Source organism: Corynebacterium sp. A21, from assembly GCF_052266655.1.
Lineage (GTDB): Bacteria > Actinomycetota > Actinomycetes > Mycobacteriales > Mycobacteriaceae > Corynebacterium.
In genome coordinates, this window is sequence record NZ_JBQPQY010000004.1 from 178,856 (window position 1) to 197,233 (window position 18,378).

The window sequence follows — 18,378 nt, forward strand, 5'->3', positions numbered from 1 at the left end:
CGATTTTAGTGACATTTGGCCCGAGCGGGGGCGAACCAGGCCACTGCTCGCGTCCGCGGTTGCGGACAAAAGTGTCCGTAATCCCTAATGTCACAATTGTGGTACATTAGTCGTAATGGACAGGGATCTCGGACACCCCGACTGCGACTTCCAGCGTCTCGCTGACCCCCGGTCGCACCGTGTCCGAGATCGACCGATTTAGGAACAGGTAGGCATACGTGGATAAGTAGCAAGTGGCGAATCGCATTTGGGAATCAGCCAACACCATGCGTTCAAAGATTGAAGCCAACGAGTACAAAGACTACATTCTGGGCTTCATCTTCTATAAGTTCCTCTCTGATCAGGTAGAGCAGCTGATGTTCACCAACGGTGCGGAGTCGAATGAACTGGAGGAGCTTCTCGTCGAAGACGATCGTGAGACCGTCGACTTCGTCCGCAACAACCTGGGCTACTTCATCGCGTACGACAACCTCTACTCCACCTGGCGTGACAAGGGGCAAGACTTCAACGTTGCCAACGTCCGAGACGGCCTGGCCGCCTTCGCCCGCCTCGTCCACCCGACCCGCAAGCACGTCTTCGACGGTATCTTCAAGACTCTTGAGACGGGACTGTCCAAACTGGGCGACAACGCCACAACCCAGACCAACGCCATCCGCAAGCTGCTGGACCTGATCACCGACATCCCCACCGACGGCAAGCAGGGCTACGACATCCTCGGTTTCATCTACGAGTACCTGATCGAGAAGTTCGCCGCCAACGCCGGCAAGAAGGCGGGCGAGTTCTACACTCCCCACGAAGTCTCCCTACTTATGAGCCGCATCATCGCTGACCACCTCAAGGGGCGCTCGGAGATCCAGATCTACGACCCCACCTCCGGGTCAGGCTCACTGCTGCTTAACATCGGCCAGGCAGTCGCCAAGCACATGGGCGACCCGGACCGTATCAAGTACTTCGCGCAGGAGCTCAAGGAGAACACCTACAACCTCACGCGCATGAACCTTGTGATGCGTGGCGTGAAGGCCGACAATATCCTCACCCGTTGTGCTGACAGCCTTGCGCACGACTGGCCCATGTTCGACGAGAGCGACCCAGAGAGCACGTACGATCCGCTGTACGTCGATGCTGTGGTCTCCAACCCTCCCTACTCACAGAGCTGGGAGCCGGACGGCAACGACACTGACCCGCGATTCGCACGCTTCGGGCTAGCTCCTAAGACCAAGGCCGACTACGCCTTCTTGCTGCATGAGCTCTTCCATGTCAAGCCTGACGGTATCCTCACCATCGTCCTGCCCCACGGTGTCCTGTTCCGCGGCGGATCCGAGGCTGATATCCGGCGCAGCCTCATCGAGCACAACCACATCGACACCATCATCAGCCTGCCCTCCAACATCTTCTACGGCACCGGCATTTCGACCATCATCATGGTCCTCAAGCAGCGCCGTGACCGTGAAGACATCCTCTTCGTCGACGCATCCCAGGGCTTTGAGAAGGCCGGCAAGTTCAACCACCTCCGTGCCCGTGACATCCAGCGCGTTGTCGACACCGTGCTAGAGCGTGGGGACGTCGAGCACTTCTCCCGGGTGGTCTCCCGTGACGAGATCCGTGACAACGACTACAACCTCAACATTCCGCGTTATGTCAGCGCCACCCTGCCACCCGAGCCGGTTGACCTCTTCGCCGCTATGCACGGAGGCATCCCTGCGAGTGAACTCGATGAGCTTGCTGAGTATTGGGGTGCTCTACCGGGTCTGCGTGAAGCGCTCTTCGATGAGAACGCGCAGGGCTACGCCCAACTGCGAGACCTGAACATCCGCGATGTCATTGTGAACCACAGTGCTGCTGCGGCACTCACCGAGAAGATGAACGAGACTCTCGATGGACTCCCCGAGAAGCTCCATACGCTGCTCATCGAGGGTGCGGCCACAGTGACGGTGACTACCACCGAGGACGCTCTCAGGACCGATCTATTCTCACGCCTCACACCCGTGCCTCTCGTGGATCCTTACGAGGGCTACCAACTCTTGCACGAGCGCTGGACCACCACGACCAACGACCTTGAGATCATCCAGACCGAGGGCATGGAGGCCGTGCGCCGTGTTGACCCGGTGATGGAGTGGAAGACCAGGGGCCAGAAGAAGGTCTACGTCCAGGTCGGCTCGGAGGGCCGCGTTGCACCATTTGCACTCATAGAGTCTCTCTATCTGCCAGAACTTGCTGCCGACGTGGCCGATGTGGCGCAGCAAGAGGCCGACATCGCCACTGAGCTGACGGAGATGATCGAGTCACTGACCGAGGAGGACAAGCTCGACCTTGATGGTGTGCTCAACGAGAAGCAGGATGCGTTCAAGAAGACTGAGCTAAACGCGCTAGTCAAGCTCCTGCCCAAGGGTGCGACCTGGCCCGAAGGCAGCATCGAGGAGATCCAGCTTCGAGCGAAGCAGCTGCTTGCCGATCAAACCAACGTGAAGAAGGCGTTGAAGGAGGCGAAAGCTCAACTCGAAAAGAAGACGATCGCCACCATCAATGGACTAACCGACGAGCAGATCGACGAGGTGTTGACACATAAATGGATCACTGCTCTCGTTGATGACCTTGCCACCATGCCTACGCTGGCGTTGACTCGTCTAGCTACTCGCGTGGAAGCGCTGCATAACAAGTACGCAGTGTCATTGGCAGAGTTAGACACCACTATTCACGACAATGAGCGTGAATTGGGTGAACTCATTGGTTCGCTGACTGGGTCAGAGGCTGACATGCAAGCAGTGACAATGCTCCAGCAACTTCTGGGAGGCAGTGATGAGTAAGCAGAACGTGCCTGAGCTGCGCATGGATGGGTTCGAAGGTGAATGGGACCAGGTGCGACTGAGTACGATCACACGCGAAGTTAAGCGGATCGATCCTGGATCATCCGCACCTGTGACGATGATTACAGCTCGCGACGGTTTCGTCGAACAATCCTCGCGCTATGGGTTTGATAACGCCGGAAAGAGTCGCCAAAAATACATTGAGCTGAGAGAAGGCGAACTTGCCTATAATCACGGAGCTTCAAAACTCCGTAGATTTGGTTCCTGCTTTGCTCTGCAGGAACCTGTTGCACTTGTCCCATTTGTTTATCATTGCTTCACTGTTCCAAATGACGATCCAACCTTTATGGAATATCAATTAAATGATAAGTCTATGGAGGTTCAGCTCGGTCGATTGGTTTCGTCCGGTGCTCGAATGGATGGCCTGCTTAACATTTCATTCGAAGAATATGGAACCGTTCTGGTTAAGCGTCCTTCGCTTCCTGAACAACAGGCCACCGGCAATTTCTTCCGCCGCATCGACACAACCATAGCCAGCCATAAAAAGAAGCTGGACCTGCTCAAGCAGACCAAGACCTCACTCCTTCAGCGTATGTTCCCACAGGACGGCCAGACGGAGCCTGATCTTCATCTCGATGGTTTCGAGGGGGAGTGGGCAATGGTAAAGCTAGGCTCAATAGCTCACATGTACCAACCCCAAACAATTTCTGGTGGAGAGCTTCAGCCGAGCGGCATTCCTGTTTTTGGAGCCAATGGCTTCATTGGGTTCTATCATTCTGCGAATCACCAAAATGATCAGGTCACAATTTCAGCGAGAGGCGAGAAGACCGGGACACCCAGTTATGTTCCTGGACCAGCGTGGATTACCGGTAATTCTATGGTTGTCAACGTGGATTCTACAAATATAGACAAACGCTTTCTTTATGCTGACCTGTGCGCGATGTCTCTCAAGAAATTCGTTACTGGTGGAGCTCAGCCGCAACTAACGCGCGAAGTGCTGAATGAGGTTGAGGTCCCGATTCCACCCACCCTCGAAGAACAGCAAGCCATCGGTGCTGTATTCAGCAAGCTTGACTCGCTCATCAGTGCCGAAGCCCAGTACATCGACAAGCTCACCCAGACCAAGACTGCGCTGTTGCAGAAGATGTTCGTGTAAGGACTGGACACCATGACATTCACAGACGAACGTGAGTTTGAAGATGCTGTAGTTGATCTACTCAGCCGTCACGGGTGGGAAGAAGTACTGGACAACCCCACTGAGCAAGATCTCATAGCCAACTGGGCGAAGATCCTCTTTGAGAACAACCGCTCCCGTGACCGGCTGGGCGATCTCCCGCTCACCGATACCGAGATGGCCCAGATCACCGAGCAGATCACCGAGCTGCAGACACCACTGCGCCTCAACGAGTTCATCAACGGTCGCACCGTCGGCATTACCCGCGATCACCCGGGCGCACCCAATGTCGGCAAGGAGATCAGCCTCAACATCTACGACCGCCGCGAGATCGCCGGTGGACAGTCGCGCTACCAGATCGCCCGCCAGCCGAAGTTCGCCACCACGGCAAGCCATCTCCTGCCCTCACGCCGCGGTGATCTCATGCTGCTCATCAACGGCATGCCGCTGTTCCACCTGGAACTCAAGCGCAGCGGTGTGCCGGTATCCCAGGCCTGCAACCAGATCGCCAAGTACGCCCACGAAGGTGTCTACACGGGTCTGTTCTCCCTGGTGCAGATCTTCATGGGCATGACACCTGGTGAGACGCTCTACTTCGCCAACCCAGGCCCCCATGGCACCTTCAACCCTGACTTCTACTTCCACTGGGCCGACTTCAATAACGAGCCCGTCAATGAGTGGAACAGGGTCATCAGGATGCTGCTGTCAATTCCGATGGCGCACCAGCTCATCGGCTTCTACACCGTCGCTGACCGCGCAGCTGGCACCCTCATGGTGATGCGTTCCTACCAGTACTACGCAGCCTCACGCATCGCCGACAAGGTGGAATCCCACGACTGGAGCATGAAAGACCAGCGAGGTGGCTATATCTGGCACACCACAGGTTCGGGCAAGACTATCACCAGTTTCAAGACCGCGCAGCTGATAGCAGACTCGCGCAATGCCGACAAGGTGATATTCCTTCTCGACCGCATTGAATTGGGCACACAGTCGCTTGCCAACTACCGCAGCTACGGCGGCGAGAGCATTAACGTGGAAGACACCTCTGATGCAGACAACCTTCTCACGCTGCTGAAGGACGATCACACCGTCCTCATGGTCACGTCCATCCAGAAGATGCGGCTCATCAATCCAGAATCAACCGGACTGGCCGACCTGGGCCGTGTTCGTGACAAGCGCATCGCCTTCATTATTGATGAGGCCCACCGCTCCACCTTCGGCGAGATGCTGTCGACCATCAAGCGCACACTGCCACAGGCCCTGTTCTTCGGATTCACTGGTACGCCCATCCATGCTGAGAACCAGAAGAAGGACTCCACCACCGCCACCGTTTTTGGCGATGAGCTGCATCGTTACTCCATTGCCGACGGTATCCGAGATAAAAACGTCCTCGGATTCGATCCGGTTATGGTAGAAACCTACCGGGCGGACCATATCCGCGAGTACGTCGCCCTGAGGGAAGCGCACGCCACCAACGTCGACGAGGTCTACTCGGATCCACAGAAGACCGCTGTGTACACCAAGTTCATGGACAAAGGACAAGTCCCGATGGCATCAACGTGGGACGACAACGATGTCCGCACGAAGGGCATCGAGGACTACCTGCCCTTGTCGCAATACGACAACGATGACCACCGCCGCGCCGTTGCTAGCGACATCGCGAATCACTGGGTCCATCTCAGCTGCAACAGCGCCTTCCACGCGATTCTGGCGACCAGCTCCATCCCCGAGGCCATCGAGTACTACCGCATCTTCCGCGATGAATACCCACAGCTCACCGTCACAGCGCTGTTCGATCCCAACATCGACAACACCGGAGATAAACAGCTTTTCAAGGAAGACGGTCTCGTCGAGATCCTCGACGACTACAACAAGCGTTTCCGGCAGTCGTTTACCTTCTCGTCTCACTCCGAGTTCAAGAAGGACGTCTCTGCACGACTGTCGCACAAGAAGCCCTACAACACGCGCTCCTTCACCCACGACCAGCAGATCGACCTGCTGATCGTCGTCGATCAGATGCTCACCGGGTTCGACTCGAAATGGCTGAACACCCTCTACCTGGACAAGGTGATCGAGTACGAGAGCATCATCCAGGCGTTCTCGCGCACCAACCGTATCTTCGGTCCGACGAAGCCTTTTGGCTCCATCCGCTACTGCCGTCGGCCCTACACGATGCAGACCAACGTCGAGCGAGCCGTCAAACTCTACTCAGGCGACAAGCCGTTCGGACTCTTCGTTGACCATCTTGACCAGCACCTTCGGAAAATGAACGAGTGTTTCGAGGCCATCGAGCAGCTCTTTTCTAACTCGCCCGACTTCTCGACGCTGCCAACCGCCCCGGAAGACCGCGGGGAGTTCGCCAAGATCTTCAGCGAGTTCTACCGCGAGTTGCTAGCCGCCCAGGTTCAGGGTTTCACCTGGGATAACGACACCTACCACGTCGATGGACAGACAATCATCGTCGAGATCGCCGAACCCCAGTTCATCGCCCTGGTTGCCCGATATAAGGAACTTGACGACGGACAACCCGATGGCGGAGAGAGCAACGAGGGGGAAGAGGAAGTGCCGTTCGATATCGACGTCCACATCACCCACATCGACACGGACCGCATTGACTCGGACTACCTCAACGGAAAGTTCACCAAATACCTTCGAGCACTCGCGGAAGGCCTGCCTGCTAAAGAACTCAACGAGCTTCTCGAAGAGCTTCACGCATCCTTCGCACGCCTGTCGCGTGATGACCAGAAGTATGCGAATCGCTGGCTCCACGACCTCCACGCCGGTGATGTCGAGCTGGAGCCCGGCAAGTCCGTCCAGGACTACATCAATGTCTACAGGCTCACACAACGCGACCGCGAGATCACCCGCTTAACTGAATACGTAGGCGTAGACGGGGACAGGCTGCGTCGGATTCTCGATGCTCACGTCACCGAGCAGACGCTCAACGAATACGGGCGATTTGACGACCTCAAGGACGCTACCGATCTCGCTCGTGCCAAGGCCTACTACGACTCGGCGAGTGGAAAACCGGTGCCCAAGTTCATCATTCGACGATCTCTAGACTCCCTCCTCCGCCACTACATCCTCACGGGTCAACTACCTGCCGACCTGCATGTCGCGGATGAGATCGATGACGAGGAGAACTGATGTACATCGGCTACGCCCGTGTGAGCACCGCTCGGCAGGGACAGTCGCTCGACACCCAGAGGGAAGCGCTAGTCGCCGCGGGGTGTGACACTGACCGCATCTACTCGGACACCATCAGTGGCACCAAGTGGCAGCGTCCCTGCCTCGATGCTGCCCTGTCGTACATGCGAGCCGACGACACCCTGGTTGTTACCCGCCTGGACCGTCTCGGACGAAACCTCGTCGAGACGGTCACCACCATCAGCGACCTCGCAGACCGGGGCATCAACGTCAAGGTCCTAGAGCCTGCGTTGGACACGTCCCGACCGGCCGACAAGGTGGTTGTCAATGTCATGGCCAGTCTCGCCGAATGGGAGCGCGACCTGCTTGTCCAGCGCACCCGTGAGGGTGTTGCCCACGCCAGGGCACAGGGTCGAATAGCGGGACCTAAGCCTAAGATTTCAGACGAACAGGCGAGACAGGCGAAGACACTGGTAGCTGGTGGGGAATCTATCGCGGCAGTTGCCCGCAGCTTCGAGGTCTCGCGGCAAACGATCTATCGTGCCCTTAAACGAGTGGACGCAGAGTAATCGCGTTTCATGGCGCAGCAACCACCCCAGCGGTGTCCCGCATTATCCGTTACTATCATTTCCGCGCACTCCGCCCGAGCCGGCCGTGCATTAACCAACGGGGCCCCTAACCCGAGTTGGCTCAAATGAGAGTGACATATTTCCTATTGACACGTAGAACAGCTACTTCAGTCCTCCAGGTGCTATTTTTTGTGCGACTCAAGGGGGTGTGAGCTGGGGTCAATCGGTAGATTGATCTTTTATGAGCCCGTACATCCGGATCGTGAAAACCGCCTCCGGGGCCACCGCAGTCTAGGTCGTGTACTCGAACAAACGCGGTGCCAAAAGCATGGAACACCTCGGATCTGCACATAATCAGGACGACCTTGTAGCCCTGAAGCTGCAGGCACAACAGCTGATCGACGGTGACCAACACACCTTGGATCTAGGGATCGACATCATCCCTGCCGGCAGCGGGGCGAAGTCCTCCCCGGTCCTGGTCACCAGTGAGAAAGCCGGCCACCTCATCGATGCGATCCATGGTGCCTACGCCGAGCTGGGTTTCAACCAAGCCACCGCAGTCGATCGAGTCTTCAAAGACCTGGTCATCGCGAGGATCGTCCACCCGGGATCACAACTCGGTTCCATCGAAACCCTCGCGGAAATCGGGCTAGCATCAGCCAGCTACTCCACCATCAAACGGCCCCTCCCGACCTATGCCGCCACCGAGTTCCGGGATGAGCTGACCAAGGCGTGTGCTGTCCATTCCGGGATCGGCCCCGGGGTATTGGTGCTCTACGATGTCACGACCTTGTACTTCGAGACCGACGAGGCTGACGAGTTCCGTAAGCCCGGGTTCTCCAAGGAACGACGCCTGGAGCCACAGATCATCGTTGGTCTTTTAGCTGATGCCACTGGGTTCCCGTTGTCGGTCGGTGCGTTCGAGGGGAACATGGCCGAAACCCGGACGATGCTGCCGATGATTCGCCGGTTCCAGGAGGCCTATGACCTTGGGCGATGTCACGATTGTCGCGGATGCTGGCATGTTTTCTTCAGGGCAACAAAAAGGCGATTGTTGATGCTGGTCTGGGTTATATCATCGGCACCCGGTTGAGGGATGTGCCTTACAAGATCGGCAAGTGGCGTAGCGATCACCCGGGTCAAAACTATGCCGATGGTTAGATCTGGGTGGAGGCAGATCGTCGAGGGCGGGGCTCCGACGGTGTGCCGTACAACGTGATTTATTAGCAGTATTCCTGGGATCGGGTTCGTCGCACGCTTCGCGGGATTGAGGAACAGGTCGGCAAAGCCGAGAAAGCCGTGGCGGGCAAGATTCCGGTTAAACGCAATCGGTTTACAGAAGATGACCGCCGAGGGCAAGCAGGTCAACTGGGAATTAGTCGAGCACAATAAAGTGTTGGCCGGGATCAAGGGGTATGAGACGAACCGGGTTGAATTGCCCCCGGTACAGGTGATTCATGCTTATCGGCAGTTGCTCAAGATTGGGAAATCATTCCGGATGTCGAAATCGGATCTCAAGGCCTGGCCGATCTATCACAGGAAGCGCGACTCGATTGATGCGCACCTGGCGGTGGTGATGGCGGCGATGGCGGTGGGCCACTTTTTGGAGCAGAAGTCCGGATTGTCACTCAAACGTCTGGTGCGGACGTTGAAGAAATACCGAACCTTTGAAGTCCAGGTTGCCGGGCACACGGTGCACGCGGCATCACCGTTCCCGGAGGATGTCGCTGTTTTGATCAAGAATCTAATGTTGCCTGGTCGGGGTGTGCACTAAATTGAGCCAAGTCGGGCTACATTGCGGATCTGTTGCTGTTTCTGCAGCGCGGTGAATAATTTCTCGGCGTCGACCTCAAGCTCCAGGGCGATCAGGTCGATGTCATAGAGATCGCGGTACCGGATGGATGCACGTGCCCCGTAGACCTCATACATGGCACGCACCTTGTCAGCGAGCTAATTCGCGACCGGATGGGACAGCACCGGAAAAGTCTGTGCCACAAATGGCACATACAGCGGATCAGAACGGGTAACCATCAACGGTTCGGTCACCACAGGGACTTCGGGGTCACCGGAGACTACGATTACTCAAGTATTTACTTTGCAGGACAGGTCTTGGGAAACAATTCCTCTCCGACGCCCGTAATCTTGTAATCATGAGCTTCGCTTCTACTCAATACTTATTCAGTGAACATAAATGGTGGGGCCAATGGTGGCTCCCTGACAACATTGATAACAAAAAATCCGGTCCGCTGACGTATTCCCCCGCAGACTTCAGCCAACTTCAAATCGGGCCGGGATTTCCCCGAGGTAAGCGTGTGCCACATGGACCAGGAATATCCATGGACGCAATGCAGGACGGCAATTGGGACGTGATACACGGGGTGATCGAAAACCGCTCGGTGACCTTGCTCGGGTGTCAGATTAAGCGAGAACACTCAAATCTATTCTCATTTACGGAAGGGGCCGACGAGCAACTATTCACGATCCAGCAAATCGTCGTCGGTAAATTCATCTCCTCGGATCGAGAAGATGCCTTCACCACCCTCTACACGTCATTTGAAGATCTAACACCATGGTTCGGCGCATCCGGGGTTCAGCTGGAAACTAAAGTAGACCCAGAAGAACGGGCACGTGAGGGCACGATTTTGAGGATTCTTCCGGCTAAAACAAGAATCTGCGCCACCGAGTTCGGCACGGTCACGCTTACAGCAGGAGCTAACGAACCGTATCCCGTTCGGCTCAAAGGAGGGGTGCAGTTTACCTCGACTCTTAGTACTTCTATCAGAGTAGATTTTACCGGTCCTGTTGACCTGCAGAAAAGCAGGTCCACCGTCAAGCTATTTCAGGAATTCATTGCCTTGGCTACCAATTCAGACCCGGGTATTTTAAGCGCGCGGGCCTATGATGAGACACAGGAACAATCCACTGGATTCCCGCTGTTTTTTCGAACTAGAGGTACTGCTGACCCTGATGCCAAGAGAGATCACGGTTCTACTTTTCTTTTCGATTTCAGTGATATCAACTTCGAGGTTGCGGTTTCTACCTGGGTGCGGCTTCGTAAAGAAGTCGGATCTGTTTTCAATGTGCTTTTCGGTTTTCGATACAATGGTTCCCACTTCTTGGAGAGCCAAGTTACGGCCCTCGTTAGCGCCGCGGAAGCCCTAAGTAAAAAGTATCAGTTAGTGGACAAGAACCACGAGGTGATACCCAATAGGAAAGACTTAAAAAAAATCACGCTCGCAGACCGGCTATGGGGGTTGGTGATGGAGTTGCCGGAGAACATCAGGCAACTGATCACCTCAAACCCCACATTCTTTGTCCGAGAAGCTAAAGATGCACGCAATGGAATCAGTCATTCAGGAGAAGCTGACGTTGGCCCAGAAATGCTCTACGGAGTGGCCAAGGTGACCGAGTCTGTCTTAGTTTGTTGGACCGTCTTGAAATTGGGGGTAGATCCTGACAAGCTTGCGGACTCCCTACTTTCAAATAGACGAGCCTCTCATTCCATTCAGGTGGCCAAGGAGACCTTCCCGACTTAACCATTCAGCGCTGTTTAACCTGGATCCACCTATGTAGTTCGGGTTTGCCCGGACTAGATTCTAGTGGTCATAGAACACTCCAGATGCTTGACCTGCCCTTTGTACCAGCAATTTGATCCGGTTAGCTATCCATCTGATTCGGGCGGTCGGCAAATCCTGATAATCTCAGGTTCTTTTCGCTGATCCCTTTGAACCGAAAGCTGATCTCGGCATCTACGACGTTGTCGAAGATGTCTTGGATAGTGAGGTCGTGGCAGAGGATTGAAACAACTGGAACATTTCCATTTTCGTCTTCCTCCAAAGGATTGCGTCCGTCTCTTGCTGCCGCATACTTATCAACAGCGTTCACATACACCGAATCTGATGAGTGCCCTCGGCATCCAGCGGCATTGAGGTTCATGCTGACTATTAGCCACCGATCTTCATCGATGCCCGCGAGGCCATAGTGCGCCCGGTACTCCGGAGTTCCGTAGAGGCCGCGGAACGTGACGACGTTGTAGATCGTTGAGTCCGAGACCTGGTAGTCCGCCGCCAGTCGAAGACACCCTACACCGTTTGCCCTTTTGATCCTGATCTCGGCGGCTTGTTCTGGTGTAATTTTCCGCGTCAGCTTGTAGGCACCTCGCTTCTCTGCCGAAGCGATGCCCTCGTCCCGGCGTTCAGCGGTGAGTGTCCGTTCAAACTCTGCGACGGCACCCAAGATCTGTAACACCATCGTTCCGGTGGCATCACGTTGATCGAACGTTAGTTGGGTAATGAACCGCACCTCAACCCCGCGCTCTCGCCAGATGTCCAACTGATTGATCAGGTCTTTCAGTGACCTCGCCAGGCGGTCAGGGGAGTGGATGATAATCACATCGCCAGCGCGGGCAAAGCTGTCCAGCTTGGAAAATTCAGGGCGTTTGAGATTTTTGCCCGAGGCTTTATCGATATAGAGCCGATCCAAGCGGCCGCATTCGCGGTCGCTAAATTCCTTGATCGCATCGGCCTGCCTGTCGGTGTTCTGATCGATGGCGCTCACTCGGGCATATCCCAAAATCTGACCATGTTCCATCCGTGTTCATCCCCCTAAACCGTGAAGTGGTTCTAAACACTACTTCATTATGTTAGTGAATCTAAGGTGAATCAACCCAGTTCACGGGCTGTTCTCAGTGGATTTCACTGGCGTGAACGGGTATACCCTAGAGAAGCGCTTTCTGAATGGAGCGGACCCCTGGGGATCAGTTGCCCCTGTGTTGAACAGAGGACATTTCGATGAGGGGAGGAATTGAGTGGAGCCGCCTTGCGGCGGTGTTCTCGCCACTCGGGGTTTGCAGCAGTACCCATACTGGGATAAGCGAGAGCGGTAATAGGAGGTCCGAACAAGACCATCGTGGCCACCATCGGCGACGGTTCCGCGAATTACGGCATCACTGCCCTGTATCCCGCTGCACAGCGTCAGACCCGCACGATTTTCATCATCGTCAACAACTCTGGTTATGGCGCACTCGCCGGTTTCGCTGAGCGCAAGGGTGTCCCGGATGTTCCTGGTCTCACACTCGGAAACATTGACTTCGTCTCCCTCGCACAAGGCTATGGTGTCCCCGCGCGACGCACCGGGAACCGCGAGGAATTCGAGGAAGCCTACCGCGAGGCAATGTCCGCAACCGGTCCGATACTCATTGATGCGCAAGTGGTGACTGTTTAACACACCAAAGATTGGGCCAGGGGGTGTCCCCTGCTACTAAACGCACGTCCCTAACAGTTAGGGACATGCCCAACGGTTGGCTGAACTCCATCGGGCGAGGGGCCGGTGCGAGCAACGAATCCGGGACTTAAAGGCTGTGGCCTGGGAAAACTCCCGCACGAGAAGTTCGGTATGAATTAGGCTTGGGTCCATGCCGCGGTGCTGGTGATGAACCTGATCAGCTGTCCCGGAATGATCGCGGCCGCTGATCCACGGGCTATCCATCACCGCTCACGGTGGTGGTATGGGAACCGAAAACTCTGTGCTCCGAGAGTCCAGAATAGGCAGTGAGCAGTGTAGTCATCTGTGCCATCGATGGGCACAGCGATCTGATTATCGTTCATTCCTCTGCGGCGAACTCATCGTGGGGCTGGGTGCGACGTCCCGTGAAGGCTCCTGAGGTATAAGCGCCTTACCGCACATTAGACGCTTTCACATGGTGGATGAGCCAGCGGATATGCTCAGACGATTAAAAACTGGTTTCCGTGTGCTCCTGCCGAAAAGCTGCGGGAGTGATTCCGAACCGGGTACGAAACAACCTGGTCAAATGGGACTGATCTTGGAAACCCCACCGTGCCCCAACAGTCATGATGCTCTGGTTGTGTAGCCGGGGATTAAGAAGATCTCCTTTCACCGCGTCCAGCCGTAAGTTTCGGATCATTTCGGCCACGCCCCAGTCTTCGTCCTGGAAGATTCGGTGCAGTGTGCGAATCGAGATGCGATGTACGCCTGCCACCCAGGCAACGTCGAGATCGGGATTGCCGAGATGGTCTTGAATGTAACTGCGAATTGCTACCCGGAGCGCTTCCTCTGGGACATGAGGAGTGTCCTTTTCGTACGCCAGTCCTGATAGCAGGTCGATTGCCGCGTTTCCCAGAAACACCGAGGAACCGCCGCGGGTCATCTCTTCTCGGATGGATAAATCGAGAAGCTGGGTCAGTACCGTGCCCGGGCCAGGGTCGGAGAATTTCTGCCGTAGGGCGTTCCGAAGTGTTCTGTCCGGCACAGTCAGCTCCTCGCGTGCCACCGTCATGACGGTGCAGTCCCACTGCCCCTCAAATCTCAACCGGTAGGGGCGTCCTGTGTCATAGAACGCGATGCTACCGGCCTGGAAGCGAAGGTCGGCTTCGCCGCCGCGCATCAAGACCATGGTTCCAGAACGGATGGCACACACTTTCAATGGTGTGTTTTCCGCGTTCGTGATGGCACCGGAGGTGCGCTGCAGCGACTGAGGGTTACCGCTGATTTTGAAAGCAGACACGCTCCCCAGGGATTTTTTCCGCACGTCACCGCGTGCCTGGTCCGGTTTCCCCTGCAGTTCCAGGCCGAACGACTCTCGCATCTGGTGTGTCCAAGCAAAGGGCGGGGAGACAGCCATTACTTGCAACCTCTTCTCGTGTGGCACAGATCGTCAAAAACTCGGGCACTATCAGTCAACTATGACGTGACACTAACCACAATACTGGTCGGTGTGTAAGACATATCCCTCACTATCCCGGTAAGGACAACAGAAACATGTTCTATGACAGGTTCTTTATCGACGGCACATGGGTCTCGCCGGCAGGTACAGACATCATTGTTCCGATCGACCCGAGTACAGAACAACCTCTTGGCCAGGTCCCGGAGGCAGTCGAAGCCGATATGGATGCGGCTGTGACAGCTGCACGCCGAGCCTTCGACGATCCCCGCACGTGGTCCGGCTGGGAGCCTAGTGAACGGTCTGTAGTAATGCGCCGTCTCGCCGATGAGATCGACGCCCGTGCCGAGGAGTTTCAGCAGCGGGTCAGTTCTCAGAACGGGATGCCCGTGGCGGTGGCCGCCCAGCTCGAGACGGGTTACCCAAGCGCGATCTTGCGTTACTACGCTGACCTGGTCAGTGAAACTGAAACCCGCCAGATACGGCAGGGAATGTTCGGGGGTGAAATCGAGGTTCGGAAACACCCCATCGGGGTCGTGGCTGCGATCGTCCCCTGGAACTTTCCCCAGGCCCTGACCATGTTCAAGCTTGCCCCTGCGTTGGCGGCGGGATGCACCATCGTCATCAAACCTTCTCCGGAAACCGTTCTGGATGCCTACCTCCTTGCAGAGGCCGTGGAAGCCGCCGGAGTTCCGGCTGGTGTGGTCAACATCGTCCCGGGCGGCCGCGAGGCTGGCTCCTACCTGGTTTCCCACCCAAAGGTTGACAAGGTTGCTTTCACTGGGTCGACCGCTGCTGGTAAGAAAATCGGTGAAGTCTGCGGGCGCTTGCTCCGTCCGGTGACTCTTGAACTGGGTGGAAAGTCAGCTGCCATCGTTCTCGACGACGCCGAACTGGATCTAAACGAGATCGGTGAGGGCCTGTTCACTTCCACGCTGCTTAACAACGGGCAAACTTGTTTCATCGGGACCCGCGTCCTCGCGCCGAAATCACGTTACGAAGAAGTAGTGGACGCGTTCACCGCCTTCGCCGGAAGTCTCAAAGTAGGCTCGGCTTCCTCGCCCGATACCCAAATCGGTCCACTAGCCACAGCTCGGCAGCGAGATAAGGTTCAATCTTACATTGAACAGGGTCGAAACGCCGGGGGACGCATCACCGTGGGTGGGGGCCGACCGGAACACCTCGACGTGGGATTCTTCGTGGAACCGACGGTGTTCGCCGACGTCGACAACAACGCCGTGATCGCTCGCGAGGAGATCTTCGGCCCAGTTCTCAGCGTCATTCCCTACAACGACGAGGACCAGGCCATCCAAATTGCCAATGACTCGGAATTTGGCCTCGGCGGCACCATCTGGACTAGTGACCCTGCCCGGGGTGCTGCGCTGGCCCGCCGTGTGGAAACCGGAACCATCGGCGTAAACCGCTACATTCCTGATCCCGCCGCGCCCTTCGGCGGTGTTAAGAACAGCGGCTTGGGCCGGGAACTCGGACCAGAAGGACTCACCTCCTACCAACAGACCCAGACCATCTACCTATGAAGGCCCGATTGCCACTAAAGATATGACGATCACACCTGTCGAACCGTTGACCCACCCCTCTTTAAAGCTTCACATCGCTGCGCAAACCATGGACACACCCCGAAAGGATCAATCATGACTCAGAGTAAGACCTGGGAAGAAATGGAAACCGTACTCAAAGGACCAGGAGTTGAAATCCGTCGTTTCGATGCCGACGGACTCGCTCAATGCCTCATCCGCCTTGATAACGGAATGCGGACGGACCCTCTATTTAAGGGTCTCCCCGAGGACCGGTGCCAATGGCCACATTGGGGATACGTCATCAAGGGAACAATGCGGGTGCATACCGAAGAGGGAGCCACGGATTTCCCCGCCGGTTCTGTCTACTACTGGCAGAAGGGCCACAACCTGGAAGCCGTGACTGACACGGAATACCTCGAAATTTCTTCTTCAGAGGACTACGACCACTTGATGGATCACTGTCACCGCGTCATGTCCGGATAGCATAACGCCATGGGTAGGTTATCCAGACACCACCCTGGCCCTGCCTTTCCCACCTTTCCCTCCCGAAAATAGGTTCACATTCGAGGGCCACCGCAGTGATTAGTCTGTTCAGGCAACAACTCCCCCTCTCCTATAAGACATCAATAGGTGATCACCAATGAAATATATGCCTAAAAACCGCCCCTCTCGATCTGCGTTAGCTGGATTATCTCTCGGAGCTTCAATTGCTCTCGCTACAACCCTCGTCGGATGCAGCAGTACACCAGTTACGGAAACTGAAGAAACGTCGGCAGCCGTCGCTAACCAGGAACCGCCAAATATTATGATGGTTCTCCTAGATGATCTCGGGTACACAGACCTGGGGGCATACGGTGGAGAAGCAGAAACCCCCAATATTGACGCGCTTACGCAAGAAAGCGCACAATTTACAGATTTTCACACTTCCCCTCTCTGCGCTCCCACGCGGGCATCTCTCATGACTGGCCAGGACCGGCATCGTGTAGGACTCGGTTCGATGGAAGGCATGACCCCTCCTGGCGTCGCTGAGACCACCCCAGGCTACAAAGGCAGTCTGGAAGGTGACTTCACCGGAATCGCCGAAGTTCTTGGCGAAGAAGGATACGACACCTACCAGGTCGGGAAATGGCACCTGGGGGCCGATGAAGGACAAACCCCCGCAGATCTCGGCTTCGACCGGAACTTCACCCTCTACGATGCGGGAGCTTCCTACTTCTCGGACGCTCATCGTCTCTTCGGTTCAGAGGAAACCGGGGATACTGTGGTCTATGAACGCGACGGCGAAGTAGTCGATAACAACACCTTGCCAAAAGATTTCTTCACCACTCGCGCTTTTACTGATGAAATGCTCGATATGGTCGGCAATGAGGAATCGGACAAGCCCTTCTTCGGGTATCTCGCGTATAACGCGCCGCATGATCCTCTCCATGTCGAGGACAAGGCGCTCATTGACCATTACCTTGACATCTACCTAGACAACTACAACTACGAGGAAGCCCGTTCTGAACGTATCCAGCGGATGGCAAACCTCGGACTCATCGATGGCAATGTTGACACGCGCTGGCCGGAACAAGTCCCGGAGTGGGACTCGCTAAGCCCCGAGCAGCAGAATGACCTGGCATACCGAATGGCGGTTTACGCTGCAGTCCTCCATGAAACAGATGAGCAGGTTGGTCGAGTAATCGACCGTCTCAAGGAAACCGGAGAATACGACAACACCCTTTTCGTGTTGGCCAGCGATAACGGAGCCTCCGCTAGTACTTCACCCATGGCCGCAGCTCTTGGAGATGTGGAATGGCACAGCGAAGCCTTCCCATTGGTGGGGGAAGCCGAAATGTACGGGTACGAAGGCTCATACCCTACAATTTCCCTCCCTAATGCACAGGTATCTTCGGGGCCTTACTTCCAGGCCAAAAACACGCTTTTCGATGGCGGCACCCGGGTCCCATCCGTTATTAAGACTCCAGTCTCGGGATCCGCTGACACCCATCGGATCGTCGATACTTTCGCCCACATCACTGATCTTTATCCCACGTTCGCTGATTACGCAGGAGCTGATCTCGGATCAGCGGAAAATCTGCTGGGAGACTCAGCCAAGCCGTTGTTGGAGGGCACCTCAGATACCATCGGTGACGACGAATTTGGATGGGAGCACTTTGGGCACCGGGCTTATCGCTCAGGTGACTGGAAGCTGATTTTCGTTCCGGAAGCGATGGGCGGAACAGGCGAATACGCGCTATATAACCTAGCCGAGGACCCGGGAGAAACGAAGGATGTTATCGCAGAGCATCCAGAAATCGCTGAAGAAATTTCCGAAAAGTGGGACCGTTACGCTGAGGAAAATGGGGTGGCAGTGGTGGACTTCGAGGCCGTCAATGAAATTTCTCCAGGTATTGCCGAAAGGTGGTTCTCCATCGACTGGGCAGAAGACCTAGGTACACCGGAGCGAGCTGCAGATGAGTAGCTG

Annotated in this window: 12 protein-coding genes and 1 pseudogene; 10 read left to right on the top strand and 3 right to left on the bottom strand. The window is 55.9% G+C overall.

All coding sequences use genetic code 11. The features are described 5' to 3' along the window. Positions 1-233: 233 nt before the first annotated feature. The 5 genes and pseudogenes from ACTU46_RS08905 to ACTU46_RS08925 all read left to right on the top strand — a co-directional run bounded on the left by ACTU46_RS08905 (position 234) and on the right by ACTU46_RS08925 (position 9,468). Positions 234-2,804, top strand: a complete 2,571-nt coding sequence (locus ACTU46_RS08905) for a type I restriction-modification system subunit M (protein ID WP_443381018.1) — start codon at positions 234-236, stop codon at positions 2,802-2,804. Next, positions 2,797-3,960 carry a restriction endonuclease subunit S gene (locus ACTU46_RS08910; RefSeq protein WP_443381021.1) on the top strand — a complete coding sequence of 388 codons (1,164 nt, stop codon included), beginning with the start codon at positions 2,797-2,799 and terminating at the stop codon, positions 3,958-3,960. Before ACTU46_RS08905 ends, ACTU46_RS08910 begins: the two co-directional genes overlap by 8 nt. 12 nt (positions 3,961-3,972) lie before the next feature. Next, complete coding sequence (locus ACTU46_RS08915; protein WP_443381024.1) at positions 3,973-7,125, top strand: type I restriction endonuclease subunit R, EcoR124 family; 3,153 nt, start codon at positions 3,973-3,975, stop codon at positions 7,123-7,125. Then, positions 7,125-7,694, top strand: a complete 570-nt coding sequence (locus tag ACTU46_RS08920; protein ID WP_443381026.1) for a recombinase family protein — start codon at positions 7,125-7,127, stop codon at positions 7,692-7,694. The genes ACTU46_RS08915 and ACTU46_RS08920 overlap by 1 nt, the downstream gene beginning before the upstream one ends. Before the next feature lie 328 nt (positions 7,695-8,022). Beyond that, a pseudogene (locus tag ACTU46_RS08925) lies at positions 8,023-9,468 on the top strand (IS1634 family transposase). Here ACTU46_RS08925 and ACTU46_RS08930 read toward each other — a convergent pair. Further along, a complete protein-coding gene (locus ACTU46_RS08930; RefSeq protein ID WP_443381028.1) occupies positions 9,465-9,632 on the bottom strand; it encodes a hypothetical protein in 168 nt (55 codons plus the stop codon). The pseudogene ACTU46_RS08925 and the gene ACTU46_RS08930 overlap by 4 nt on opposite strands. A 212-nt stretch (positions 9,633-9,844) precedes the next feature. On the opposite strand from ACTU46_RS08930, the gene ACTU46_RS08935 reads away from it, so the two are divergent. After that, complete coding sequence (locus ACTU46_RS08935) at positions 9,845-11,230, top strand: ApeA N-terminal domain 1-containing protein (RefSeq protein ID WP_443381030.1); 1,386 nt, start codon at positions 9,845-9,847, stop codon at positions 11,228-11,230. A 121-nt stretch (positions 11,231-11,351) separates the two neighbouring features. Here the strand turns inward: ACTU46_RS08935 and ACTU46_RS08940 are convergent, their stop codons facing one another. Next, the gene (locus ACTU46_RS08940) at positions 11,352-12,284 is read right to left on the bottom strand and encodes a recombinase family protein (protein WP_443381033.1); all 933 of its coding nucleotides are present in this window, start codon (positions 12,282-12,284) and stop codon (positions 11,352-11,354) included. Between the two features lie 294 nt (positions 12,285-12,578). Between ACTU46_RS08940 and ACTU46_RS08945 the strand changes: the two genes are divergently transcribed. Continuing rightward, positions 12,579-12,917 (top strand): thiamine pyrophosphate-dependent enzyme, encoded by a 339-nt coding sequence (locus ACTU46_RS08945; RefSeq protein WP_443381278.1) that lies wholly within the window; start codon positions 12,579-12,581, stop codon positions 12,915-12,917. Between the two features lie 508 nt (positions 12,918-13,425). Here the strand turns inward: ACTU46_RS08945 and ACTU46_RS08950 are convergent. Then, positions 13,426-14,334 carry a helix-turn-helix domain-containing protein gene (locus tag ACTU46_RS08950; RefSeq protein ID WP_443381035.1) on the bottom strand — a complete coding sequence of 303 codons (909 nt, stop codon included), beginning with the start codon at positions 14,332-14,334 and terminating at the stop codon, positions 13,426-13,428. Between the two features lie 137 nt (positions 14,335-14,471). On the opposite strand from ACTU46_RS08950, the gene ACTU46_RS08955 reads away from it, so the two are divergent. The 3 genes from ACTU46_RS08955 to ACTU46_RS08965 all read left to right on the top strand — a co-directional run bounded on the left by ACTU46_RS08955 (position 14,472) and on the right by ACTU46_RS08965 (position 18,375). Then, positions 14,472-15,911 (top strand): aldehyde dehydrogenase, encoded by a 1,440-nt coding sequence (locus ACTU46_RS08955; protein WP_443381036.1) that lies wholly within the window; start codon positions 14,472-14,474, stop codon positions 15,909-15,911. A 114-nt stretch (positions 15,912-16,025) separates the two neighbouring features. Beyond that, positions 16,026-16,394, top strand: coding sequence for a hypothetical protein (locus tag ACTU46_RS08960; RefSeq protein ID WP_443381037.1), 369 nt, complete (start codon positions 16,026-16,028; stop codon positions 16,392-16,394). Positions 16,395-16,719: 325 nt separating this feature from the next. After that, a complete protein-coding gene (locus ACTU46_RS08965) occupies positions 16,720-18,375 on the top strand; it encodes a sulfatase-like hydrolase/transferase (RefSeq protein ID WP_443381280.1) in 1,656 nt (551 codons plus the stop codon). The last annotated feature ends 3 nt before the right edge of the window (positions 18,376-18,378 follow it).

Bases quoted from the DNA above. Each gene is read 5' to 3' on its own strand.
- ACTU46_RS08940 (WP_443381033.1), bottom strand. From the start codon at position 12,284: ATGGAACATGGTCAGATTTTGGGATATGCCCGAGTGAGCGCCATCGAT.
- ACTU46_RS08910 (WP_443381021.1), top strand. From the start codon at position 2,797: ATGAGTAAGCAGAACGTGCCTGAGCTGCGCATGGATGGGTTCGAAGGT.
- ACTU46_RS08960 (WP_443381037.1), top strand. From the start codon at position 16,026: ATGACTCAGAGTAAGACCTGGGAAGAAATGGAAACCGTACTCAAAGGA.
- ACTU46_RS08915 (WP_443381024.1), top strand. From the start codon at position 3,973: ATGACATTCACAGACGAACGTGAGTTTGAAGATGCTGTAGTTGATCTA.
- ACTU46_RS08920 (WP_443381026.1), top strand. From the start codon at position 7,125: ATGTACATCGGCTACGCCCGTGTGAGCACCGCTCGGCAGGGACAGTCG.
- ACTU46_RS08955 (WP_443381036.1), top strand. From the start codon at position 14,472: ATGTTCTATGACAGGTTCTTTATCGACGGCACATGGGTCTCGCCGGCA.
- ACTU46_RS08965 (WP_443381280.1), top strand. From the start codon at position 16,720: ATGGTTCTCCTAGATGATCTCGGGTACACAGACCTGGGGGCATACGGT.
- ACTU46_RS08935 (WP_443381030.1), top strand. From the start codon at position 9,845: ATGAGCTTCGCTTCTACTCAATACTTATTCAGTGAACATAAATGGTGG.
- ACTU46_RS08950 (WP_443381035.1), bottom strand. From the start codon at position 14,334: ATGGCTGTCTCCCCGCCCTTTGCTTGGACACACCAGATGCGAGAGTCG.